This is a genomic window from Fibrobacter sp. UWH5, assembly GCF_900142505.1.
GTDB lineage: Bacteria > Fibrobacterota > Fibrobacteria > Fibrobacterales > Fibrobacteraceae > Fibrobacter.
Genome location: NZ_FRBB01000001.1, coordinates 495,683 through 520,458, shown reverse-complemented (window position 1 = coordinate 520,458; position 24,776 = coordinate 495,683). Strand labels below are relative to the sequence as shown.

At 50.1% G+C, this 24,776-nt stretch carries 21 protein-coding genes and 1 tRNA gene; 12 read left to right on the top strand and 10 right to left on the bottom strand.

Annotated elements, in window-relative coordinates; all coding sequences use genetic code 11:
• Nucleotides 1-68 precede the first annotated feature (68 nt).
• Genes BUB38_RS02235 through BUB38_RS02225 form a run of 4 tightly spaced genes read left to right on the top strand, consistent with a single transcriptional unit; the run spans nt 69 to nt 3,551 of the window.
• The gene (locus tag BUB38_RS02235; protein WP_073156392.1) at nt 69-1,217 is read left to right on the top strand and encodes an MraY family glycosyltransferase; all 1,149 of its coding nucleotides are present in this window, start codon (nt 69-71) and stop codon (nt 1,215-1,217) included.
• 7 nt (nt 1,218-1,224) lie between these two features.
• Nucleotides 1,225-2,565, top strand: coding sequence for a UTP--glucose-1-phosphate uridylyltransferase (locus BUB38_RS02230; RefSeq protein WP_073156389.1), 1,341 nt, complete (start codon nt 1,225-1,227; stop codon nt 2,563-2,565).
• A complete protein-coding gene (locus BUB38_RS16690) occupies nt 2,552-2,740 on the top strand; it encodes a hypothetical protein (protein ID WP_249269463.1) in 189 nt (62 codons plus the stop codon). Before BUB38_RS02230 ends, BUB38_RS16690 begins: the two co-directional genes overlap by 14 nt.
• Nucleotides 2,718-3,551, top strand: coding sequence for a lysophospholipid acyltransferase family protein (locus BUB38_RS02225; protein ID WP_254794850.1), 834 nt, complete (start codon nt 2,718-2,720; stop codon nt 3,549-3,551). Before BUB38_RS16690 ends, BUB38_RS02225 begins: the two co-directional genes overlap by 23 nt.
• Nucleotides 3,552-3,563: 12 nt before the next feature.
• On the opposite strand, the gene BUB38_RS02220 is transcribed toward BUB38_RS02225, so the two are convergent.
• Nucleotides 3,564-5,603, bottom strand: coding sequence for a glycoside hydrolase family 3 N-terminal domain-containing protein (locus BUB38_RS02220; protein ID WP_073156386.1), 2,040 nt, complete (start codon nt 5,601-5,603; stop codon nt 3,564-3,566).
• Between the two features lie 130 nt (nt 5,604-5,733).
• On the opposite strand from BUB38_RS02220, the gene BUB38_RS02215 reads away from it, so the two are divergent.
• Nucleotides 5,734-7,683, top strand: a complete 1,950-nt coding sequence (locus BUB38_RS02215; RefSeq protein WP_254794849.1) for a M6 family metalloprotease domain-containing protein — start codon at nt 5,734-5,736, stop codon at nt 7,681-7,683.
• A 72-nt stretch (nt 7,684-7,755) separates the two neighbouring features.
• Here BUB38_RS02215 and BUB38_RS02210 read toward each other — a convergent pair whose 3' ends face one another.
• On the bottom strand, nt 7,756-8,499 hold the full coding sequence (locus BUB38_RS02210; protein ID WP_073156380.1) for an amino acid ABC transporter ATP-binding protein: 744 nt from the start codon (nt 8,497-8,499) through the stop codon (nt 7,756-7,758).
• Nucleotides 8,500-8,511: 12 nt separating this feature from the next.
• Nucleotides 8,512-10,740 carry an ABC transporter permease subunit gene (locus BUB38_RS15730; protein WP_083541832.1) on the bottom strand — a complete coding sequence of 743 codons (2,229 nt, stop codon included), beginning with the start codon at nt 10,738-10,740 and terminating at the stop codon, nt 8,512-8,514.
• Nucleotides 10,741-10,917: 177 nt separating this feature from the next.
• Here BUB38_RS15730 and BUB38_RS02195 point away from each other — a divergent pair, with 177 nt between their 5' ends.
• Both BUB38_RS02195 and BUB38_RS02190 read left to right on the top strand, forming a co-directional pair.
• Nucleotides 10,918-11,391 carry a Smr/MutS family protein gene (locus BUB38_RS02195; protein ID WP_073156378.1) on the top strand — a complete coding sequence of 158 codons (474 nt, stop codon included), beginning with the start codon at nt 10,918-10,920 and terminating at the stop codon, nt 11,389-11,391.
• Nucleotides 11,392-11,453: 62 nt separating this feature from the next.
• A tRNA-Pro gene (locus BUB38_RS02190) sits at nt 11,454-11,527 on the top strand.
• Nucleotides 11,528-11,762: 235 nt separating this feature from the next.
• On the opposite strand, the gene BUB38_RS02185 is transcribed toward BUB38_RS02190, so the two are convergent.
• Genes BUB38_RS02185 through BUB38_RS02175 form a run of 3 tightly spaced genes read right to left on the bottom strand, consistent with a single transcriptional unit; the run spans nt 11,763 to nt 14,162 of the window.
• Nucleotides 11,763-12,368: a fibrobacter succinogenes major paralogous domain-containing protein gene (locus tag BUB38_RS02185; protein ID WP_073156375.1), complete on the bottom strand. Its 606-nt coding sequence runs from the start codon at nt 12,366-12,368 to the stop codon at nt 11,763-11,765.
• Nucleotides 12,369-12,407: 39 nt separating this feature from the next.
• Nucleotides 12,408-13,289 (bottom strand): radical SAM protein, encoded by an 882-nt coding sequence (locus tag BUB38_RS02180; protein WP_139258159.1) that lies wholly within the window; start codon nt 13,287-13,289, stop codon nt 12,408-12,410.
• A 9-nt stretch (nt 13,290-13,298) separates the two neighbouring features.
• Nucleotides 13,299-14,162: an NAD(P)/FAD-dependent oxidoreductase gene (locus BUB38_RS02175; RefSeq protein WP_073156369.1), complete on the bottom strand. Its 864-nt coding sequence runs from the start codon at nt 14,160-14,162 to the stop codon at nt 13,299-13,301.
• Nucleotides 14,163-14,238: 76 nt separating this feature from the next.
• Between BUB38_RS02175 and BUB38_RS02170 the strand changes: the two genes are divergently transcribed.
• The 3 genes from BUB38_RS02170 to BUB38_RS02160 all read left to right on the top strand — a co-directional run bounded on the left by BUB38_RS02170 (nt 14,239) and on the right by BUB38_RS02160 (nt 17,679).
• Complete coding sequence (locus BUB38_RS02170; protein WP_073156367.1) at nt 14,239-15,351, top strand: glycosyl hydrolase family 8; 1,113 nt, start codon at nt 14,239-14,241, stop codon at nt 15,349-15,351.
• Between the two features lie 52 nt (nt 15,352-15,403).
• Nucleotides 15,404-16,336, top strand: coding sequence for an FISUMP domain-containing protein (locus BUB38_RS02165; RefSeq protein ID WP_254794848.1), 933 nt, complete (start codon nt 15,404-15,406; stop codon nt 16,334-16,336).
• 119 nt (nt 16,337-16,455) lie between these two features.
• Nucleotides 16,456-17,679 (top strand): DNA recombination protein RmuC, encoded by a 1,224-nt coding sequence (locus tag BUB38_RS02160; protein ID WP_073156366.1) that lies wholly within the window; start codon nt 16,456-16,458, stop codon nt 17,677-17,679.
• 199 nt (nt 17,680-17,878) lie between these two features.
• On the opposite strand, the gene argJ is transcribed toward BUB38_RS02160, so the two are convergent.
• Nucleotides 17,879-19,096, bottom strand: a complete 1,218-nt coding sequence (gene argJ, locus BUB38_RS02155; RefSeq protein WP_073156364.1) for a bifunctional glutamate N-acetyltransferase/amino-acid acetyltransferase ArgJ — start codon at nt 19,094-19,096, stop codon at nt 17,879-17,881.
• 101 nt (nt 19,097-19,197) lie between these two features.
• Here argJ and greA point away from each other — a divergent pair, with 101 nt between their 5' ends.
• On the top strand, nt 19,198-19,662 hold the full coding sequence (gene greA, locus BUB38_RS02150) for a transcription elongation factor GreA (protein WP_073156362.1): 465 nt from the start codon (nt 19,198-19,200) through the stop codon (nt 19,660-19,662).
• Nucleotides 19,663-19,667: 5 nt separating this feature from the next.
• Nucleotides 19,668-20,633, top strand: a complete 966-nt coding sequence (gene holA / locus BUB38_RS02145; RefSeq protein WP_073156359.1) for a DNA polymerase III subunit delta — start codon at nt 19,668-19,670, stop codon at nt 20,631-20,633.
• Nucleotides 20,634-20,737: 104 nt separating this feature from the next.
• Here the strand turns inward: holA and BUB38_RS02140 are convergent, their stop codons facing one another.
• From BUB38_RS02140 to BUB38_RS02130, 3 genes are read right to left on the bottom strand one after another with little or no spacing between them, the layout of a single operon-like run.
• Nucleotides 20,738-22,324: a secretin N-terminal domain-containing protein gene (locus BUB38_RS02140; protein WP_249505612.1), complete on the bottom strand. Its 1,587-nt coding sequence runs from the start codon at nt 22,322-22,324 to the stop codon at nt 20,738-20,740.
• 2 nt (nt 22,325-22,326) lie between these two features.
• A complete protein-coding gene (locus tag BUB38_RS02135; protein WP_249505611.1) occupies nt 22,327-24,180 on the bottom strand; it encodes a hypothetical protein in 1,854 nt (617 codons plus the stop codon).
• The gene (locus BUB38_RS02130; protein WP_073156357.1) at nt 24,177-24,776 is read right to left on the bottom strand and encodes a type IV pilus inner membrane component PilO; all 600 of its coding nucleotides are present in this window, start codon (nt 24,774-24,776) and stop codon (nt 24,177-24,179) included. Before BUB38_RS02130 ends, BUB38_RS02135 begins: the two co-directional genes overlap by 4 nt.

Below are 24,776 nucleotides of genomic sequence, written 5' to 3'. Positions count from 1 at the left end.
TGTGTGTATGTGGACCCGTATTTTTTCTTTTTTTGTAAAACAGTTTTTTGTTAACTGATAACTGAATTATGCTTTGCCAGTGGCTTTATCACTTAACCAGCATTGATCTTTTCGACGGCCGTCTGTTCCGCGCAGGTGTTGCCGCCATGCTTTCCATCATCATGGTCATGGTTTTCATGCCCATTTACATCCGCAAGTTGCAGGCGCTGGATGCCACCAGCGACTTCGACAAGGACGGAAAGAGCAAATCTCCCCCCATTATGGGCGGTCTCCTTCTTGTAGTCGTGGTAGAAATTGTCTCCCTCCTCGTTTGCAAGATGAACGGCTACACCATTTCGACTCTGGCCGTGCTGGCCGCCTTCTCTGCGGTTGGCGCCATCGACGATATCGCCAAGGTACGAGCCAAACGACTGATCAAGCTGGGCAAGCTCACTGCAGCCGACTATATGGACAAGGCTGACGGCATTTCCAGTTCCCTGCGTCTGTTCCTGTATTTCCTGTTTAGTCTGGTGGTGGCAATTTTCTGCTATAAGTTCATTCCCGAACTTAAGGGCGACCTGACCATTCCCTTCTGCCCCATCAACGTTTTCCAGATTCACCTGCCCAACTGGATTTTCGTGGGCTTCATGACTTTCGTCATTGCGGCTTCCGCCAACGGAACCAACTTTACCGATGGTCTAGACAGCCTTGTTTCTGTGCCTATTCTTTCTAGCATGGTTTTTGTCGGTCTGGTGGCCTACGTCAGCGGTAACTTCATTTTCAGTAACTACCTGCACGTTCCCTACCTGCCGGGTTGCGATGAACTGTTCCCCCTGGCCATGTCCATTGCAGGCTCTCTGCTGGCTTACTTATGGTTTAACAGCCCTCCGGCAGAAATCTACATGGGCGATGCCGGTTCCGTGGGCTTCGGTGCAGCTATCGGCATTATGTTCATTCTCGTGCAGGCAGGTCTCTTCCTTCCCATCGTCTGCATCATCATCATTGCTGAAGCCTGCTCCGTGCTTCTCCAGATTACCTGGTTCAAGATTACCAAGAAGGCCTTTGGTGAAGGTCGACGCATTTTCCTTTGCGCCCCTCTGCACCATCATTTCCAGAAGAAGTGGGACGGACGTTTCCCCAGCAAGCCCCTGATGAATTCCAAGATCGTGTGGAGAATGCACTTGATCAGCATCTTCGCCTTGATTGTCAGCATGGTGATTTTCTTCGGTATTAGGTAACTTGATAATGGCAGATATTATTGAAGTTTTGAAGGCAGCCGGTCAGGACGACCTGCTGAAGCATTTGGAAACCCTGAGCGGCGATGCCCGCAAGAATCTTGAACGCGATATCGCAAGCCAGGACTGGAACGAACTGAAGGCCCTGCACGCAGAAAAATCCGCCGCTAACTTAAGCGACAATGTTTCTGCAGACCTGCAGCCTATGCCTTTCAAGATTGCAGCAGATGACTTACGCTACGACTTCTGGAAGGAAACGGGCGAAATTCTTCTGGGCAAGGGTCAAGTAGCCGCATTCCTGGTAGCCGGTGGACAAGGTTCCCGCCTTGGCTTTGAAGGTCCCAAGGGCATGTTCGACATCGGCCTCCCCAGCCACAAGAGTCTGTTCCAGCTGCAGGCAGAACGTCTGCAGAACTTGGCAGCCCAGGTAGGCCATCCCATTCCCTGGTGCATTATGACTAGCCCTCTCAACCACGAGGCCACAGTCAACTTCTTTACCGAAAATAATTTCTTTGGCATGGACCGCCAGAACATCCGTTTCTTTGAACAGGGCACCATTTGCGCCTTGACTCCCGACGGAAAGGCTGTGCTGGATGGCGAAGATCATCTGGCCCTGGTTCCCGATGGAAACGGAGGTTGCTTCCGCGCCCTGGCCCAGAGCGGTTCTTTGGCATGGCTCATTGAGCGTGGAGTTCGTTACGTGTTCCTCTACAGTGTCGACAACGCCCTCTGCCGCATTTGCGACCCTGCCTTTATTGGCGCTCTCGCCAGCGAAGGCCGCAGCATGAGTGCCTCCAAGGTCGTTCCCAAGGCCGGCCCCAACGAAAAGGTTGGCATTTTTGCCTTCCAGAACAAGAAGCCCGGCGTCGTGGAATACAGCGACCTTCCCGAAGAATATCGCGACATGAAGAACCCCGACGGAAGCTTGACTTTCGATGGCGGAAATATTGCCGTTCACCTTTTCAAGTTGGAAGGTCTTCGTAAGCTGCAGACCAGCAAGCTCCCCTGGCACACTGCCCGCAAGACCGTTTGCGGCATTGAACAGTGCTGGAAGTTTGAACAGTTCCTGTTTGACGCATTCCCCCAGCTGGGAACCATGATGCCCTTCGGTGTTATCCGCGAAGAGGAATTCAGCCCGGTTAAGAATGCCGAAGGAAACGACAGTCCCAAGACCGCTCGTATCATGATCGGTAAGCTCCACAAGGAATGGCTGAAGAAGGCTCACTGCGAAGTGAAGGCCGACAAGCTTTACGAAATCTCCCCCGCCCTTAGCTATGCCGGCGAAGGACTTTCCCGCCGAGTTTTCGAACGCGAACTGGGTAAGAGCATCCTGGAGTTTGACGAAGAATAAGCCCCGCAAAAGTGAAGCTGACCTTTTACAAAACAGCCTTGAATATTTTGCTGCGAATGCCGAACTGGTTTTTCGCAGCTCTTTTTATTGTGGCATTTCCCATATACAAGGCTCTTCACCAGAAGCGGGCTTACGGGAGAACGGTCGCGCATTTGCAGAAAGCAAGAGCCTTTAGGGGTTTTACAGCAAAGTGTACCGCAGACGATGTTTTCCGGGGAATCTACTGGAACGCCATCGATTCTTACCGCGGGCTAGCACGACTTAAGCGAACCACAGACAGGATCGTCTACGAAAACGAAAACGTCATGATGGAAGCCCTGACCCGCAGTAAAAGTTCTGACGGAACGCCCCTGCCCCTTGCCGCAATCAGCATTCATCAGGGAGCCTTTGAATTATTGCATCGCAGCCTTTGCCGTTACAGCGACAACGTCCACCTGATTACGGATTCCGTCGGTGACGAAGCAACGCGACAACTTCTGAAGGAACTGCGCAGTGATGAACATCTGACAGAGTATCCCCCCGACGAACTGTCCCAACTGTTGCGGAACCTATTTGCGCCGCCAGCAAAGTTGAACAAGAAAGGAAATGCCATTCTCGCCATGGTGGTGGATCAAGGGCGCCATACCAAAGGCTGTACGGAAACGCTATTCGGAATGCCAAGTACGCTCTACCTGCGACTACCCGAAAAAGTAAACCAGATGGGTGCGGGTATCGTCACCTTCCGCACCTTCACCCGCGCAGCAAGCAACTGCGAAGGGTTCCGCGAAAAAGGGTGTCGCGGCAATCAACACCGCGGCAAGATCGAAATCGTCATCCGTTTTGAAACGTACTATCCTCCGAAATTTGATCAGCGGAATAATTCCACGAATCAAATAAAAATTAGCGGTACCAGCCTAACGTCCAGTATCGCCAAAGAAATTGAAAATTGGATTTCTGAAAATCCGTCGGAATGGAGCTGGAACTACCACGGAAATTTTCGCGTGTAATTCACGGCATTCTTAATAAGTCAAGCCGAAGCCGTAAGGGAACAGGCCCTTCTTTCCGTCGCCATCGTTAATGGGAATTTGCTTGGCGTCTTTGGGCCAAGTGTGAGGCAACTTGCCCGTAGGCTTTACATCACCGAAGAGAACATCGGCAACGCCAGCACCTTCGCTACCCGGAAGCCAAGCCATCACGAAACCATCAACGGCATCGATCAACTTGGTAATAGGCAACGGACGGCCAGCCACCAGAACGAGAATCACCTTCTTGCCAGCAGCCTTCCAAGCCTTGATTTCCTTGAGGTTCACGTCGGTACTTTCAAAGTGCGTGGTGTGGGAACGTTCCGTTGTAAACAACTTATTATTAAAATCCTTTTCACGGAAATCGCCGAACCATTCAGCATAAGGGGATTCACCAATCACATAAAGAACCGTATTGGCACTGTCAGCAGATTCTACACGAGCGCCCTTAGCCACCTGATCTACGCCAGCCAAAATGGAAGTTGCACCAGGAACTTCGCCACGGGTTCCCTGCCAGCCCAAAGTCCAGGCACCACTCTGAAGACCCGTATGGTCGGCATGAGATCCGGTCACAAAAATCTTGCCATCCTTAGCCAAGGGCAGAATGCCTTCGTTCTTCAGAACAACAAGACTCTTCTGCACGGCTTCACGGGCAATGGCGCGATGTTCTGCGCTACCGATATTTTCGACAACGCCCACATACTTTGCAGGACCATTGGGATTTTCCAGGCGGCCTGCGCGAATCTTCACGCGAAGAATTCTACGGACAGCATCCTTAATACGATCTTCGGAAACCTTCTTATTCTTCACCAATTCCGTCAGAGTGCTTACGAACGATTCCGCAGAAGACGGAACCATGGCCAGGTCAATGCCTGCGTTAACGGCACGGCGAATAGCCTCTTCGCTGGAAATATTGGTAATCTTACCAGAGTAATCCCCGGCATTGCCCGGAGTAATGGAATGCTGAATGCCTTCCCAGTCAGCAACCACAAAACCGTCAAAGCCAAGTTCCGTTTTCAGCCAACCTGTAAGGCGCAGGGAATCCACATGCTGATGAACTCCGCGCACCGTATTGAAGCTGGCCATCACACTCTGGGCGCCCTGTTCTACAGCAGCAATGTAAGGCGGCAAATGGGTTTTACGAATCTGGGCGTCAGTAGCCTTAACGTCGCCGCGATCCCATCCCTTGGCCGTACCACCGTCACCAATAAAATGTTTGATGGTTCCAGTAACACGCCATTCTGCGTCAAAATGATCCCCCTGCAAACCGCGAAGGTATGCGGAACCCAGTTCAATGGCCAATTCCGGCTTTTCGCCAAAGCCTTCGTAAGTACGGCCCCAACGTTCATCCTGAGGAACGCTTAAGGCAGGAGCGAAATTGTAGTCAATGTGAGCCGCCCACATTTCTTCTGCGGTAGCCTGGCCAATACGGCGAACCAGGGCAGAATCTCGAGTAGCGCCAAGACCAATGTTATGGGGGAACACCGTGCCATTAACAAGGTCAGCGGCACCATGAACGCAATCCTTTCCATAAGTCACGGGAATCTTCTGAGCCCAGGCATTCTTGTAGAATTCAGCAGCGTAAGCGCCACCGCCCTGAAGAGCAGAACCGCAAATGCTATTACCACAATTTACATGAGGAACCAAGGCCTGAGTCATCTGGGCAATCATGTCATCGATGGTCATGCCAGACATCAAAGAGTCAATCTGGTCTTCGATGGGATCGCGTTTCAAAATAATCTTGGCCGGGTTCTTGGGATCGACGACAGCGGCCACAGACAAAGTTTCCGGCAAGAAACCGGTCTTGCGGACAATCAAAACCTGAGGATCGGCAACCTTGTCCTTGATAGTGAACTTACCCTTAGCATTGGAAAGGGTGCGGGCATCGGGTAAAAGATTGGGCAAGGTCTTAATGCTAACCACAGCATCCTTAATGGGAGCTCCCGATTCATCAAATACAGAACCTTGAACAGCAGCGTTGGCTGCTGTGCTCAAAAACAAGGTAATAGCAGCAGAAAGGAGACGATTTTTCTTCATATCCTAAATTTAAGCAAAATCAGGTCTAAATTCACTAAAAATACACCAAATCAAGTGTACAATTGAAAACAAGTGAATCGACGTTCCATTTTTTGGGTATATTGTATAAAAAGGTGTAATTATGGGATGTTTGAAGAATTGGTTATTTGGCGGATTAGTGTTCGCTCTTTGCGGCACGTCCTTTGCAGACATTGTCTATCAGGGAAAGCGAGTTCAAGCTTGGCCCGACGAAGCAATCACAAAGTTTGACAACTCGCGAGGCGCCTGGAAAAATTCAGGGACGACAAGCGTGATGTTTGCTCCACCAATGGAAAAAAGCCACTACTCCTCCCCCAAGGGGAAAATCTACGGCCTCACCCTGCTGGTGGACTTTTCAGACCAAGCCGCCCCTGTCACCAAGGAAGAAATTTCCGACTGGCTCAACAAGGAAGGTTTCAACCGCGATGGTTGTAACGGTTCCGTCCGTGATTACTATCTGGATGTCTCCAATGGCCAACTGGATTTTACCAACGAAGTCTTCGGCTGGTATCGAGCAAAGTATCCCAAGTCTTATTACGAAGAACTGGAAGGATATTCCGGTTCCGATGTTTTGGTCAAGGAAATATTCGAGTACTTCGATTCCCAAGTGGATTACTCCCGCTACGACAACGACAAAGACGGCATTACCGAAGCCATCAATATCGTGTACGCTGGTCCCGGTCTAACATGGGGGCAGGGACTTTGGCCTCACGCTGGCTGGTCCAACGAAATTCGCGACGGCGTCCGCCTGCAAAAGCACCAGATGACCGACATGCCGGGCAAATTTTCCATCTATGTTTTCATTCATGAAAATGGACACATGGTCTTTGGCTGGCCCGACCTTTACTGGTACGGTGACTACTGCACCATGGGCAACCGCGCAAACGACTGGAATCCGGTTGCAATCAACGACTTCTATCGAGCCGACCAGGGCTGGATTCCCTTTGTAGATGTAACCGCAGAAGATCTCGGCAAGATTTCTACAACTGCAGGGGAACAATGTTACCGCTTCAAGAACCCGAACCGTCCCGACAAGGAAGGCTTAGTCTGGTCCTACGTTAAAAACGATGGACGAAACAAATCGCTGACAGGCAGCGGCATTCTGATGCAGCACTACGACTTTTCCATCTCTGGGAATTCTGCCGCAGATAAACTGGGGCTGCGAATTGTACACGCAGATTCCAAGGGCAACAGCAGCGATCCCGAAAACGACCAGTGGCCCTCTCCCGGCAGCAGAACCAGCGCATTCTTTAATGCTACAAATTCCTACAGTGCATTTTCAGATGCGCTCTACCCGGCAATCCGCTGGTACAGTGGCGCAGAAACTGGGCTGAAATTCACGGACGCCAGTGTTAGCGGAAACAGCCTCAGTTTCTGCCTCGGTGGCGATTGCACCGATTACAATGCAGAACCTTTCGTAGAAACCGAAATTACCCTCGCCACCGAATTGCCCATCAGCGACAGCTACGCCCCTGTGACCGTCGATTTGCAGGGAGCAAAGGTCGCCGAAGCTCTCGGAATTGCACAAAACGAAATTGCAACCAAGGCTAGTTTCTACGCCGTTGAACCCGATGGTTACCTGAACAGCGAAACCACCGGCGAAGGCACCGGCCACTGGTTTGATACCAAGGGCGCCGTTGCCCAGTGGAATACAAACGGCCCCAGTATCGTATTCTCCAACGTAAATCTCAACACCATGACTACCAAGGTTGGACACATGCCTAACCTGGTAAAGCCGGGTGACACCTTCACCATCAAGCAGGCTGTTGTCTACAAAAACAAACAGGTGACATTCACAATTACCATAAAAATTCCCGTCGAAGAAACCGGCAGCGATTCTGGCGAAAATTCTGGCAAGGATTCTACAGTTGTTTCAGACTCCAGCACCACAGCCATCGCCCAGCTTCGCCACAATTCTCTGGATTTGTCCGATGCCACAATCCAGTACTTTGACATGAACGGAAACGCCCTAAAGGCTTCCCCCAAGCAGGCCGGCGTCTACCTAATGCGCGTAACAAAAAACGGAAAGGCACTGCGCCAATCCGTCATTCGAATCCGTTAATCCACCAATTCAAAGAACATTAAAAAAGGGCCGCACCAGCGACCCTTTTCAAGTTCGTAACGACAGTGCCGGCTACTTCTTAATAGCAGCCAAGAAATCCTTTAGGCGCTGGTCCTTGGGATTGTCAAAGATTTCAGCAGGGGTGCCATCTTCCTTGATAATACCGTCAGCAAAGAACAGCACGCGATTAGCCACTTCACGGGCAAAGCCCATTTCATGAGTCACGACCAGCATGGTCATGCCGGATTGAGCCAAGTCCTTCATAATCTTCAGAACTTCACCCACCATTTCAGGGTCCAAAGCACTGGTGGGTTCATCGAACAAGATGGCTTCGGGATTCATGGCAGCGGCACGGGCAATAGCCACACGCTGCTGCTGGCCACCAGAAAGCTGAGCGGGATAATGATCCCCACGATCAGCCAAGCCAACACGTTCCAACAATTCCTTGGCAAGTTTTTCCCCTTCAGCCTTAGTCACACGACCAAGCTTTACAGGAGCAAACATGATGTTTTCCAAGGCAGTCATATTCTTGAACAGATTGAACTGCTGGAACACCATGCCTACACGGGCACGGATAGTGGGCTTAGAAACCTTCTTGTCCAAAATGCTCTTGCCGTCCAGCAGAATATCGCCGCTGGTAGGCTTTTCCAGCAAATTCAGCTGACGCAGGAAAGTGGACTTACCGCAACCGGAAGGTCCGATAATGGCCACCACGTCACCCTTATGAAATTCAACATTGATATTCTTCAGGATCTGCTTTTCGCCGTAGGACTTGCAAAGATCCTTCACTTCGATCATTACTTGCTTTTCACTCATTGTCGCACCTCCTTAACGTTCGTTCTTCTTCAGTCTCTGTTCAAGACGGGAGACGCAAGCGGAAAGGCCTGCCACGATGATGAAGTAAACGATAGCCACAGAAATCAACGGGAACATGGCTTCGTAAGTCAAACTACGGATAATGTCGCCGCCGCGGGTTAAGTCAGTCAAACCGATGTAGCCGCAAATAGAAGTTTCCTTGATGAGGGAAATAAATTCGTTAGTCAAAGCCGGCAGAGAATTCTTGAATGCCTGGGGATAAACCACATGGATCATCACAGTTCTGAACTTTAGACCAAGACTGCGGCCAGCTTCAATCTGCCCCGGATCCACAGCCTTAATGCCACCGCGGATAATTTCAGAAACGTAGGCACCGGAGTTAATACCGAAAGCGATAATCGCCACCAGCAGCTTATTCACGTTCACAGAAGCAAACACGATGTAGTAGATAATCAACAGTTGGACCATCATAGGCGTACCGCGAATCACGGCCAGGTAAGCCTTGCAAATCCAGTTGCCAATCTTGCACTTGCCGTTAAACTCGTGGTTCACGCGGACCATGGCCACAATGAAACCAATCAAAATACCGAGAAGTGCGGCACAGAAAGAAATCACCAAAGTATTGCGGAGACCTTCGCCAATATACTTCCAGCGGTTATCCTTGATGAAGTTCTTGTGGAACTTTTCGCCAAAACTTTCCTGGGAGGCTTCCACTTCGCCAGTACGGACAAGAATCACCACCTTGTTGTCCACCAGCTTGTCGGTAAAGTTAATGGACTTCTTGCGTTCCTCAGTAACAGTGAAACCAGACAAGCCAAGGTCAGCCTTGCCAGAACTTACCGCATTGATTACAGCATCAAATTCAATATCCTGGATTTCCAGCACGCGACCCATCTTATCGGCCAGGTAGTAAGCCAACTCGATTTCAAGACCGACGATGAATTCACCTTCATGATATTCATAAGGCGGGAACTGGGCGTTGGTAGCCAGCACCAGAGGCGTTCCTTCCTTCACCTTCTGGGTGTAATGGTAAGAACCGGTGCCGCCAATATATGTAGCCATCAAGGAATCAAAAATGCCGTTTTCATGCATTTCCTTCAAAGCCAGATTGAAGGTATCCAGCAAGCCCTCATTACCCTTGGCAATAACACCTGCGTAAGTTTCCTCAACGAAAGCTTCATCCAAAACACGGAGAGTGGGATTCTGCTTCACAAAGAAAATAGCCGGCTGATCATCCAGAAGAACAGCATCAATCTTGCCCTGCTTCAAAGCCTGAACAGCATCAGCCAACTTGGTAAAACGTTCCACATCGATCTTGGCAGTATCGCCACCATATTCAGAAGCATAAATATCGGCGGTGTTACCAATCTGCACACCCACCTTCTTATGACCAAGATCGCTAACTGCAAAAACCTTATTGTCAAGTTCGCTAGCCTTAACATCGCTGCGAACCATGACGACCACCTTATTATCCACCAGCTTGTCGGTAAAGTTAATGGACTTCTTGCGTTCCTCAGTAACAGTGAAACCAGACAAGCCAAGGTCAGCCTTGCCAGAACTTACCGCATTGATTACAGCATCAAATTCAATGTCCTGGATTTCCAGCACGCGACCCATCTTATCGGCCAGGTAATAAGCCAACTCGATTTCAAGACCGACGATGAATTCACCTTCGTGATATTCGTAAGGCGGGAACTGGGCATTGGTAGCCAGCACCAGAGGTTTTCCTTCCTTCACCTTCTGGGTGTAATGGTAAGAACCGGTACCGCCGATATAAGTAGCCATCAAGGAATCGAAAATGCCATTCTCGTGCATTTCCTTCAGCACCAGGTTGAAGGTATCCAAGAGACCTTCGTTACCCTTGGCAATAACGCCAGCGTAAGTTTCCTCGACAAAAGTCTCTTCCAGAACGCGGAGAGTGGGATTCTGCTTCACAAAGAAAATTGCCGGCTGGTCATCCAGAAGAACAGCGTCAATCTTGCCCTGCTTTAGAGCCTGAACAGCATCGGCCAACTTGGTGAAACGTTCCACATCGATCTTGGCAGTATCGCCACCATATTCAGAAGCATAAATATCGGCGGTGTTACCAATCTGCACACCCACCTTCTTGTGGGCCAAGTCAGAAACCTTGTGCACGCGGTTTGCCAAGGCATCATCACCACCAGCCGAGCAGCCCATAAAAGCCACAGAAGAAATGGCCAAGGCAAGGGCCACCACCATCTTAAAAGCGTTACGAACCATAATCCGATTCCTATGAAAAAATAACGCCTCAAATATAAGTAATAAGAACAGTCTTCTTTATTTATTTGATGGACGTATAATTTAAAAACGCTAACTAGAATAAAAACATCCAAAAACATTTGGGAAAAAAACGTTTGTTTTCTACATTTGGTGCCGCTAAGAAGAAGGGACGCACTTATGGATCTGAACGAAGATGAAAAGTTTCAGCTAGAATGGATCATGAACCACCGCATGGAAGACAAGGACAAGGCTCGCCAGCAGGCAGAAGAAGCTGAGCTTGCCTCTCGCCCCCAGACCCGCGGCCCCCGCGGCAAGAAAATGCGCCGCAGCCCCTCCAGCTGGGATCTTCCCGTCCCCGAAGACGAAATCGACCTCCACGGAATGACCTCCGACGAAGCAGCAGCAGCCGTAGAGCGCCGCATCGATGACCTGCTCATTGCCGGTCTCAGCGTCCTCCGAGTCATCCACGGCGGCGGAAACCCCGAATACGGCAACGTCAAGCATATTATCGACCGCAAGGCCCGTTCCGAATGGAGCAACCGCATTACCCTCTACAAGGTAGAACCCGACAACGCCGGTTCCAGCATCATAAAACTTGGCAAACCCACCCCCAAACTCAACTCAAAAGGCAAGCCCAGGGCAAAAAAATGATTTTTTTACCCTAAACCCCTTTAAAAAGTTCCTGACACATTCTATATTTGGTCTCACCAAAACGGAATATAGCTCAGTCTGGTAGAGCGCTTGCTTCGGGAGCAAGAGGTCGTGAGTTCGAATCTCGCTATTCCGACTAGAACGAAGAAGACCACTCAAAGAGTGGTCTTCTTCGTTTTATACCGCAGGATAGCGAGATGCAGGAGGACTCACGAAGTGAGTTCGACTGCAAGCGAACCGAGTGTCGCAAAAACGAACTTGCTCGTTTTTATGACCGAGGTGAAGCGTCAGAGGCTACGAAGTAGCCTCATCTCGCGCTGTCCCCCCGAAGACGTAGCCCCATCTCGCGCCGTTCAGTTAGCAGTCCACCCCTACTTCACGCATCTCACAGAAAATCCGAATTCCTTGGGTTTGCTCATATACCCAAAGGCCATGCTCTTGCTGGTCAGATACCACACACGGGCACTCCCCGGAGCAATCCCTTCCAGCTTATCGTCGCTGCTCCAGAAAAAGGCAAACTTCATCATATTGCCATAAGTCTCATCGTCAAAACGATTCCCCGCCGGCATGGCACTAAACTTTAGAGTATCGTTCCCATTGGTATCGCCATTCCAGCCGTAATCCGTCTTTAGCAGGTAGCCTGCGTTAAAGTCGGCACCGGCCGCAGTCCACAAGCTTTCAAAATCTTCATGAGTTGGCAGACGGAAGCCTGCGGGGCAGGCCTTCTGAGCAGCCTCCCAAGTATACAAGCGTCCATAAGCCATGCACTGATCTTCTTCATCCTTGTAGCAGAAACTGCCCTCGGTCTTAAAATTCAGGTTGTCGGCCATCCATACGCGGTTATCCACCGTAATGGTGCGGTAGCTCTGCTTATCCCGCTTATCCTTGATTTCATTTTTCTTTGCCTTTGGGGCGGCAAAAGATGTTCCCACAAGCATAAGGCAAATCACGCCTACGACAAATCCACGAAATTTCATACTGAACCTTAAAAAATTAGACTTTCAAGTCCCTCAAATTTACCTAATAAAACAGCACCTGGCTTCCGGCGCTTCCTTATTTCCAAAACGTCTTTCGGGATTGGGGCAATGCTGTTCCGAGCCGTCGGGCAAAATCCACAATTCTTCTGCAAAGGGGCAAGTTCCCGCCTCAAGAGAATATCCGCGGGCGTTCTCGCCAGAGGTCAAGGCAAATACACTACCCTCGTTTCTCAGCGAACTCCCGCACATTCTGCAGCAATTTAAAATGTATTCCCGCAGTTCGCCTACACTCCGGTCCAGCTCAAATTCACGCCGCAACAGAACATCGGCCTCACTCAGGAAAACCACCATATTCCACTTGATCCGTTCAACGCCAATAACGGTCGCCCAGGCAATCAATTCGGGAATCATCATCAGATTTTTTCGATGTAACGTCACCTGAATCGAAACGAAGGCCGCCTTAGGCAAGCCCTGCCGAATTTTCAACAGACGTTCCACATTCCGCTTCCAGCCATCAAAGCATTCCGAAGCAAGACTGCTAACCTTGATATCGCTGCAACCCTGCAGCAAGCGGATCATGTTGGCGTTTTCATTCCACATTCCAGGAAAGGTCCCGTTTGTGGTCAAGTTCATGGGCACCCCCAGGGAACCGCACAATTCCAGCAGGTCCTCAAAGCGGGAATAAAGCAAGGGCTCGCCCATGGTGCTGGGAATTACTTCTCGTAAAATCCGTTTGCCGTTTTCATCCTGCGTCAACCCATATTTTTCAATGGCCGCCTTGGCCACGTCAAAAGGCATCTCCCCGGTAATTCCAGAAATTTCACCGAAGGTCGCCCTCCGCTGATACAGGAAACACAGGGGGCAGCGCAAATTGCAGACATCCGGATTAGTCAGCAGGGTTATGCGACGAACGGCAACCAAGGCTGAATCCTAGCGGTTTTCCCTAAGGTACTTGATAGCAGCCATTGCAGCGCGAGCGCCTTCGCCCACAGCCACAGAAACCTGCAAGATGCCGCCGGTGCAATCGCCAGCCGCATAAAGCCCAGGAATCGTGGTCTGCAGATCTTCGTCCAGCACAAGCTTGCCCTGGTCAAAAGCGGCGCCAGCCTTCAAAGCCAGATCCGTCGCATTGGCACTTCCCAGCGCAACGAACAAGCCGTCAAATTCAGCGGTGGAGTCATCGTCAAAAACGACACCCTTAAAGGAACCTTCTCCAGTTAGACCTTTCAATTTGCGGTCAACCACCTTCACATTTTCAGGGAAGTTTGCCGTCAGGGGAACCCCATTGGTCAGAAGGGTCACGGAATTCACCACGTTCAAAAGTTCCATGGTTTCGTGCAGGGCATACTCGCCGCTTCCCATGACAGCCACGTTTTTCTGTCTGTAGAAAAAGGCATCGCACACTGCGCAATAGCTTACGCCATGGCCTTCCATTTCGGCCATTCCCGGCAGGGGCTGTTTCTTGCGGGCAGCGCCTGTGGCCATGATACAGACCTTTCCGCGATACTCGCCGTTCAAGCCCGTGGCCACAAATTCGGAACCGTTGAACATCAGGTCGGTCACTTCATCTTCGGCAATTTTGGCACCCAGATCCAGCGCCTGTTTTTTACCAACCTGGAGCAATTCTTCACCGGTCAGAGGTTTCTCCAAACCGTAATAATTTTGTATCAAATGAGCCTTTCCAAGGGCCCCACTATCCTTGCCCACCAGTTGAACATCCAGACCTGCACGCAGGGCATACAGGGAAGCGGACACACCAGCCGGGCCATAACCCAAAATCAATACATCAGACATAATACCTCTCATTTTTCTATCCATAATTTATTTATTTTGAAATAAAGTTTTTGTTTTACTTCAGTAGGATAGGACGATGGAACGTAATAAACCTAGAGACATGTTTGTAGAGGCAGGCTACGGCCCAAACTTTGCAAGGCAGCTTATACAGAATGCCTATAGCAAGCTCTTTGAAGGCGATCCCATTGACGAACGAATCTGCTTCGATGCTTCCGACGACATGAGTTACATCATCGACATCGGACACGACGATATCCGCTCCGAAGGTATGGGTTACGGCATGTTCATTGCCGCACTCACCGGTCACGAAAAACAGTTCGACAAACTGTGGAACTTCACCAAACGTTACGTCCGAAACAACAGCGGTCCCCACGTCGGTTATTTCTCATGGCAGCTGTCCACCATGAACTTCGGCATGATCGACCCCGGTTCCTCCCCCAGCGCTGAACAGTATTTCGCCATTTCACTTTTGATCGCCGCCGAAAAATTCGGACGCCCCGACCTTAAGGATGAAGCCGTCGACTTGATCAACTGGCTCATTCACAAACCCCATTGCGAAAACGTGGGCCCCATCATCGACCCGAACCAGAAGATGATTCGCTTCTCTCCGGTAGACGGAAACGACTTTACCAATCCCAGCTACCACGCCCCCGCTTTCTACCAGGCTTTTGCCGAGGCCTCTGGCGACGACACCTGGCTGACCATCGCTGAAAACAGCCGACAGTTCCTCAAGAAGGCCGCCCACTTTGAAACAGGCCTCTATGCAGACTACACCGAATACGACGGAACACCGGTATCCAAGCCCTGGCATACCGAAGCCAACTGCTACAGCGGCGACGCCTGGCGTGCGGCGTTGAATTTGAGCCTAGACTATGCGCTGTTCAATGGCGATCCAAGCGAAAAGGACATTTGCGAACGCCAGCTGTTCTACTTCGAAAGCAGGAGACCTTACCTGTCCGACTACGCAGTCGACGGCGGAGACTACCCTCGTCGCGGTCGCCCTGCCACCCCAGGTCTAATTGCCATGAATGCGGCCGCCACTCAAGTTCTCAATTCCGGCGATTCCCTGATCAAGCCCTTTGTAAAAGACTTGGCAGCCCTGTCCGTCCCCTTTAGATTTTGGCGTTACTACGACGGCATGCTCTACATGATTGGCCTGTTGGCCACCGCCGGAAAAATTTCATTTTAAGAAAGAGAAAAATCGAGACAAGTAAAAATCAAACAAAAAAAAGGGAGTTAGAATGAACATCAAGAGAATCGCTTGCGTTGCAATCGCTTCGGCACTCTTTTCCATTGGCCTTACAGCATGTGGTGACGACATCCGCGTAGAGAAATATCCTAGCGGTAAGGTTCGCACCGAAACCACCTACGTCAACGACAAAAAGCAGGGACCAGAAAGAGAATTCTACGAGAACGGCAACCTCAAGCGCGAAGTCAGTTACGTCAACGACCGCAAGCAGGGCATTTCAAAGGAATACTACGACGACGGCTCCCTGCAGGCCGAATACAACTACGAAGACGGCTATATCGATGGTATGGTTGTACGTTACCACAAGAACGGAAACGTATCGTCCAAGGCCGAATACAAACAAAATAAGCAAGTTGCATTCGGGGAATACTTTAACGAAAAAGGCGAACCTCTCACAAGCGGAAGCTATAAGGACCCTCGTGATGGTTACGCCTACGAATGGATTCGCATCGGTTCTCAGCTCTGGGTTGCCGAAAACATGAACTACGCAACAGCCAGCGGTTCCGTCTGCGCCCAGTGCAATCATTGGGGCCGCCTCTACAATTTCGAAAACGCCAAGAAGGCATGCCTTGATGGCTTCCACCTCCCCACCAAGGAAGAATGGAACATCCTGTTGACCTACGCCGGCACCGGCAGCAAGGTTGGCACCGCCCTTAAGGCTGGCTACGGCTGGGATACGCTGAAGGGTACCGGCATCTACGGCAACGGCAAGGACGAGCTGGGATTCGGCGCCAAGGCTGGTGGCGGACATTTCGCCAAGAGCGACGTTCCCATGAAGGATCGCAAGTTCGAAGGAGCCGGTCAAAAGGCTTACTTCTGGGTTTCTAACGGCGAAGTGGTGGTTCTCTTCCACGACAAGGATACCGCCAAGTTCGAAAAGTTCAACCCCGAACACGGCGCAAGCCTCCGTTGCATCAAGGATTAAACCTAACGAAATTCCTGAAACGATTTTTACTCCTGGATTTATCCAGGAGTTTTTTTGACACTAAAATGTCAATTTGAAAATTTAGATTTTGAAAGAACGTTACAAGGAGGATCGTCTTTATGGAAATTGCAGCAATCATCATCGGCTTAATCATCGGTGTATTCCTGGGAATAACCATCGGGATCTTGATTTCAAAAAGTAAGCAGGCGGTCCTGCAAACCAAATTGGAAGCAGCCCATCAGCTGAGAATGCAATCCCTTCAAGATCAGCAGATCCGATTCGACGAAACCATCGCCAAAGTCCAGGAACAGCTTAAATCCACCACCAACGAAATGCTGAAACAGCGCCAAAAGGAATTCTCAGAATCTAGCGGCCAAAGCATAGAACAGATCGTCTCCCCCCTCAAGGAATCCATCAAAAAGATGGAGCAGGCCATGAATAATTCCGCCAGGGAACAGTTTCAGCTGGGAGGAATTCTAAAGAATCAAATCGAGAACGCCATAAAAATGAGCGAATCTGCAAAGGCAAGCGCCGAAGAACTGAGCCGGGTTTTCAAGCACGATTCCAAGATTCAGGGCGACTGGGGCGAAACCGTCCTCAGCAATCTTCTGGATGGACAGGGTGCCCATTACGACACACAGGAAACCCTCCGCGACGCCCAGGGTAATCTCATCAAGACTGAAGATGGCCGCAGTTTACGCCCCGATGTCATCCTCCATCTCGATCACAAGCGAGACGTCATTATCGACTCCAAGGTTTCCATGACCGCCTTCATGAATTACGTCAACGCAGAAACCGATGATGAGCGCAACGCAGCCCTTACAGCCCACATCGCAAGCCTCAAGAAACATGTAGACGAATTGGCCAAGAAGGATTATTCCTCCTACGTCAAACCGCCCAAGGTAAAAATGGACTATGTCATCATGTTTGTCCCTCATTCCGCAGCCCTGTGGACCGCATTGAACGCCTCCCCCACCCTCTGGAGCGAAGCCATGGCCAAGCGGGTCTACATCGTTGACGAACAGACTCTCTACGCCGCCCTCCGTATCATTGACCTGACCTGGACTCAAATCGCCCAGGCTCAGAATCACGAAAAGGTCTACGAACTAGCCAACGAAATGATCGATCGCGTAGGTCAGTTCATGAAAAAATACCAAGCCCTGGGAAGCGCATTGGCTAATGCACAAAAGGCATTTGATGATGGCGAAAAGAAGCTGGCTCCAACAGGTCAGAGCGTTCTTACCACATGCGGAAAACTCATCAAGCTAGGGGCAAAGCAAAGCGAAAAGAACCCCATCCCGGAGCTGGTAGACATAGAAGACGCCCTAACAGAAATCCAATAAAAAAAAGAAACCCTCGATCAAATTGTCGAAGGTTTCTTTTTGCAATTAGAAATTACGCGATGTATTCCTGCATGTAATTTCTGTAGCCGGAGGTTTTATCCCTCTGACGAACGACAGAAATTTCTCTGAGTGTACGCGCTGTGTTCCTGCGTGTAATTTCTGTAGCCGGAGGTTTTATCCCTCTGACGAACGACAGAAATTACGTTGTATATTCAGCGTTGATCTTCACATAGTCATAGCTCAAGTCGCAAGTAAATGCGCTGGCGCTTGCATGACCAATGTTCAGTACCAAAGTCACCTTGTATTCGCGCTGACGGACAACAGCGTGGAGTGCATCCTGCTTTTCCTTAGACAGAATCACCGGACGGCCACCATCCAGAACCTGGACGTCACCGAAGAACAGGTCGGTATGTTCTGCAATCATGTTGCAGCCGCTGGAACCAGCAGAGCTCAGGATACGGCCCCAGTTGGGGTCTTCACCGAACATGGCGCACTTGGCCAGGTTGCTGGTACCGATGAAACGAGCCATCTTCAAAGCTTCTTCGTGAGATTCAGCCTTTTCGATGCAAAGTTCAATAAGCTTGGTAGCACCTTCACCGTCGCGGACAATGTCCTTTGCCAGGGACTTCATCACCAGCATCAGAGCGGCGCGGAATTCACCCTGTTCAGAAAGGGAAAGATCTTCGTACTTGAGACCGCTCATGCCGTTTGCCAGCATAATGCAAGTATCGTTGGTGCTGGTATCGCCGTCAACGGTAATGGCGTTGAAGGAGTCTGCAATGTTTGCACGGAATTCAGCAAAGAAATCAATGGGCAGAGCCAAGTCAGTGGTAATGAAAGCCAGCATGGTAGCCATGTTGGGGTGAATCATGCCACTACCCTTGCAAGCACCGCCGATAGTCACCACACCCTTTTCGGTCTGGATTTCAACGGCATGGGACTTCAGAGCAAGGTCGGTAGTCAAAATAGCACGGCCAAATTCTTCGGAAGCATCAGCATGAAGACCTTCAACCAGGCGAGGAATACCGGCTTCAATCTTATCCATGGGCATCAGGTGGCCAATGACACCAGTACTGCAGACAAGAACGCTCTTGGGAGTGAGCTTCAGAGCTTCTTCGGTAAGGGTAGCCATGCGTTCTGCATCAGCCAGACCCTGTTCACCAGTACAGGCGTTGGCGTTACCGCTGTTCACGATAACAGCAGTAGCAAAGTGAGCATGTTCCAGTGCGGCCTTATCGTACTGAACCGGAGCGGCCTTCACCTTATTGGTTGTGAAAACTGCAAAGCAACGGGCAGCCTTTTCGCTCTTGAGCAGGGCCATATCCGCATTGCCGCTAGCCTTGATGCCAGCGCAAATACCAGAAGCGGTAAAGCCCTTGGGGGAGCAGACGCCGCCTTTTTCCAACACAGTGTACATAGTGTCTCCTATTGTTTTTACGCGCTAAATATACAACAAAAAAAGCGACTAAACTAGACCTTTCCTAGCATTGCCCCCTAAAAAAATTCTAATTTAAGGCCATGGCAAAAACACCCTGTACTCAAGAAACATACGACAAGCTGGTTGAACGTTACAATTTCCTTAAAAAGACGGAACGTCCCCGCGTTGTCGACGAAATGGAAGAAGCCCGCAAGCAGGGCGACCTGAGCGAAAACGCAGAATATCACGCCGCCAAGGAAATGCTGGCACATATCGATTCTGAACTTCCCAGACTGGAACAGCAGATTGCTGATTCCATCATCATCGAATTTGACGCGAACTCCGACACCGTCCGTTTTGGCGCCACCGTTACCGCAAAGAACCTGGCAACCAAGAAGGAAGTCGCCTACCAGCTGGTAAGCCCCGAAGGCGTCGACCCCATGAACGGCAAGATCAGCTTCAAGAGCCCCATGGGTTCCGCATTCATGGGCAAGAAGAAGGGCGACATCGTCGAAGTCGTTACCCCCAAGGGTAAGAACCGTTTCGAAATAGTCGACTTCAAGTAAGCGCTATGATTGTAGCCCTCATCGGCAAAGACCAGTTTTCCAAGGACCAGCAGGTAGAACAATTCCTGCAGGATGCCCTTGGCGAAAACAAGGATGACCCGCTGTCTAAGCAGGTCGTGTTCGCTACCGATACCAACATATCCTCTGTAGCAAACGTCATCATGGAATGCTGCGGTACGGTGTCTATGTTCGCACCGGAACAGGCCGTCGTTGTCCGCAACGCCGAAGCCATGAAAGCCGATGACACAAAGACTTTGGCCCGCTGGCTGAAAGACGCTCCCGAGTGCAAGCTGTTGCTTGACTTTGGCGAACTCAAGGCCAGCACAGAACTTTACAAGGTTCTTGCCAAGGTGGGCAAAGTCGAAAAGTACGAAGAACCCAAGCAGTACAATATGCAGAAGTGGATCGCTACAATGGTTCCGGCCCACTTCAAGAAGCCTATTGAACCCGCTGCAAGCCAGTATCTGGCCGACGCCCTTGGCACCAACACCAAGCTAGTTAGCGAAGAACTGGAAAAGGTTCTGCTGTACCAACCGGATTGCACCAAGATCACATACGATCTCGTAAAACTGCTAATCATGCCCCAACGAGAAATTCCGCCCTATGAGTTGCAGAATTTCTTTGGAATGCGAGACGCCAACGGTTACACTAAAAAGCTCCACGAAATCCTCTACGGCGGAGGCGATGCCATCCAGGTCGTCAACTCCCTTTACAAGCATGCCGTGGACCTTCTGAACTTCATGTCCCTTACCGCAAAAGGCATGAGCCAGGCAGAAGCAGCCCAGGCCATCGGCAAGAACGAATACGTTTTTGTAAAGCAGGGGAACGCCGCTGCCTGCTGCACCCGATGGGGCAAGGCCAACCTCTGCAGAGCCATCCGCAGACTGGCAGACCTGAGCTACGAATTCAAGAGTTCCAGCTGGACCGTTATCAGCCAGGAACTGGCCTTGGCCGCCCTGGTCGTCCGTTAAGCTACACTCAGTTTAACGTCCTAATTCCGCAATAATTTTCCACATTTTTTTAAGCAAAAAGGCTCCGCAAAAGCGGAGCCTCTGTCATACTGTTTTACAAGGCGTTATTCCCAGTCATCTTCATCTGCAGGAGCCGGAGCTTCAGGAGCAGAAGCCGGTTCGTCCATCAGAGATTCTTCGACCGGTTCATCCACAACAGTTTCTACCGGAGAGGGCTGAGGAGCGCTCTGCTGAGCTGCGGGAGCGGCCTGCGGCTGGGCAGGAACTTCAGCAGGCTGAGCCTGAGGAGCGGGCTGAGCCACCGGCTGTGCTACGGGAGCGGGCTGGGCGGCCGGCTGTGCAGCAGGAGCTGCCTGAGGAGCCTGAGACAGATCCACATTGCCAATGTAGTTGCGAATGATTCTCGGAGTAACGAAGATTACCAGGTCCTTCTTCACGACGGACTTACGAGAATACTTGAAGAGGTTACCCAGCAGCGGAATATCCTTCAGGAACGGAATACCACGTTCAGATTCCTGAGTTTCGTTACGGGTCAAACCACCGATTACCACAGTTTCACCGTCAGCCACAACGACCTTGGTTTCAGCTTCCTGGGTACTAATCACAACTTCACCCTTGGAGTCATAATCGTAGGAGTTGTTTTCGGGATGGAGGTCAAGCAAAATGCGGTTGTCGCCAGAAACGTGAGGAGTAACAGTCAGCTTGATACCAGTTTCCACCATCTGGGTAGAAGATTCACCGCTGTTATCGATAACGCGGATAGAAACCTTATCACCCATGAAGACCTTAGCTTCGGTATTATCCAAGGTAGAAACCTGGGGGCTAGCGAGAACTTCGGTAGAAGCGTCACCCATAAGGTTGCTGATTGCAATCTGGAGGTTATTATCCAAGAGGCTAGCAGTAATAGCACCGGAACCAGAACCCACAGCCGGAGAAGAACCGTTGGGGAAAGACTGGATAACGGCACTGGTACGAGAAGCACCGGCAGCACTACCAGTTGCAGCGGCAGCGGTACCCGGAGTAAGAGCGGTGTTACCCATGGTAGCAGTCCAGTCCACACCAAGTTCGCGGGCCTTTTCGCTGTTCACCACGACCAGCTTAGCGGTAATCATGATCTGCAGGGTTTCAACATCAAGTTCTTCCAGAGCCTTTTCCATCTGATCAATCTTGGTATCGGTATCGTAGACGATAATGGAATTGGTACGTTCGACCGTGGTAATACGGCCACGGTTAGACTTCATGCTTTCAAGCACCTTGACCAGTTCGTCAGCCTTGGCATGATGAACCTGGAAGTTCTTTCGGACCAGAGGAGCATTCTGTTCAGCCTGAGCTTCTTCATCGGCAATCTTCTTCTGTTTTGCCTGATAGGTAGCCAAGCGCTGAATGGTAATGTACTTATCCTGAATGACCCAGGTCAGATCATTCATGCTGCAGATAATGTCCAGAGTTTCCTGCCAAGTCTTCTTGGTGACGCGAAGGCTTGTCTTACCCTTTACATCGGGAGCCAGCAAAATGTCCACACCGGCAATAACGGAAACAGAACGGAATATGGCTTCATAGTCCATGTTCACGAAATTGAAATCATACAATTTCTTGTTCGGAGCAACAGAACCTTCGGCAGGGGCACTCCAAGATGTTGCGATACCGGCAACAAGAAGAAGAACAGTCAGAATTTTTGTCAACTTTTTCATTACTATTTACCCCCAAACTTATCGGGAAGGCCCATGGAGTAGCGACGGCTCACCCCGAATTCCTGAATCAGGAAGAGAACGTCAGTTTGTGTAATTTTCAAGACTTTACCATTAAGGATCTTATCGCCTTCCTTAATAGTGTAGGAAATAGCAGGATTCTTGGTTTCAACAAGAATTGCCATCGGAACGTCAGATTCCCAAATAATACCAACCAGTTCAACCTGGTCAATATTGATACCTTCTTCTACAAGGCCCTTAATTTCGACGAAGGGATCTCGACGACCAAAGGAGCTATAGGTAACGCGATCTTCATACAGACCATCAAGCTGGCTACCAGGAACAGTACCGGGATTTTCACCATCACTGCCACGATCCTTATCGACCTGCTTAAGACGCTCCATCTGTACAGCAGACAGTTCATCAAAGAAACTTACTGCACGGCGGTTCACATAACCGATACGATTACCGAACTGCACCTTGCGATACAGACCAGTCATATCCAGGCTAACCAGGCGGTCACCAAAAATGAGACGCTGAAGAACCTGAGCATTTTCGTTAGGTGCAGCGTAGAATTCAATTTCATCGGCAACAACGATCAATTCGCGAACGACAGGACGAAGGTGGAATGTCTGGGAACCAGAAACAATCTTCTTGCTATCCTTTTCCAGCTTCTTCACGAAAGTTTCAAAGTTAGGCTTTTCTTCGTTGGCCTTCATCCAGTCACGAATGAAGATACCTGTGGGCTGAGCAGACCAGAAGATAAATCCATCCTTCTTGACAGCAGTTTCAGCAGCCTGAAGAATCAAGGCGCCATCCTGCACCAATACCACCGGGTTCACACCAGTCTGCAACTGAATCTTGATGCCATTAGCACCCCAGGTAACGGACTTCACCAGAGAACCGGCACCAATCTTGAACACAGGGGATTTCTGAGGACCAGGCAGTCCAACGGTAATGGCGAAAGCCTTGTCCGGATTAGAAACGTTCTTGATATTGATCGGAGTTTCGGTAACCAGACGGAACTGTTCCATACCCGAGCCAATCAAGACGGTCATTTCCTTGATGCCAGGGAGAAGGGCAGATATTGCACCGCCTTCCTTAATAGCCTTGTCCAGCAGTTTCTGCTGTTCGGCAACAAGCTTTTCCTGTTCCTTGGCAGCCTTTTCGGCAGCCTTCTTGTCAAGGAGAGCCTGCTTTTCGGCAGCCTTCTTTTCTTCGGCAAGACGCTTCTTTTCTTCAAGGGCGGCCTTAGCAGCAGCCTTCTTATCCAAGGCGGCCTGCTTTTCAGCAGCCTTTCTTTCGGCAAGAGTCATCTTCTCGTTAGCCTTCTTCTCGTCAGCCAAGCGCTTCTTTTCTTCAAGGGCAGCCTTTTCTGCAGCTTTCTTGTCAAGAGCGGCCTGCTTGTCTGCAGCCTTCTTACGTTCAGCAAAAAGCTTAGACAGAACCCAGGACTTACCGCCCTTATTCTTGAACTTAACCAGGAAGCTGGACTTGTCCAGAGAAATATCGTTCTTGTCAGAAGAAATGGAATTACCAACAGAAAGTTCAATTTTCAAGAAATTGGTTCCGCGGAAATTCTCTCTGTACACACGCATGGCCTTCACGAACTTGGAATCGGCATCCACATCGTAGGTACCTTCACCAAGGGCAAAGCTCGTTTCAGAAAAACCAAAAGTCAGTTTCTTACCGGCGGCATCATACTTCTGATAAAACGTCGGCAGATTCTTGTCGGATGCAAAGGCAAATACCATCTGGCAGCCCTTACCATCGCAAGCAAAACGAACATCCTTAATCTGCGCAGCATAACTAGCCGCAGCGGCTACTAGGAACAAAACAAGGAATTTCAGCTTCATCATCTTCCCACCTTCTTGGATGTATAAGTGGTCAGGTTAAAAGACACGGACATGGTAATAGGAGTCCAGCCATGGGATTCAGCCTTTTGGATTTCCGCAGCAATTCCAGAATAGCGATTCAATCTCAGGTTAGTGATTGTCGTAGGATAGTTGAAGTTTGCAATTTCCGCAAACAGGTATCCCAACATATGATAACCCGAGTTGACAGCGATGGAATAACGGTTCTCGATATAATGTTCTCGTTCAGAACGGCCTTCCGGATTAAACTTCTGAATCTGGACGCCAGAACTGCGGAGCACAGAATACAGGTCCTGCAGTCGGAGAGGGACCTTTTCCTCTTCGGGGAACATTTCCTTCAGCTTTTCAAAATCCTTTTCTGCCTGGACAAGCATCATTTCCAATTCCTGGACACGATGCCTCTTGGCATTGATTTTGTCTAGTTCGGACTGGGCTGTGTTCAATTCGCTTTCAAGGTTACTGCGATCCTTGACAAACGGATTCCACACGTAGTCATAGACATAATACCCGGCCAAAAGCAAAATTGCAATAATCGCAATGGCGTATATGTTCTTTTTATCTTTAAAATCAATATTACCCAT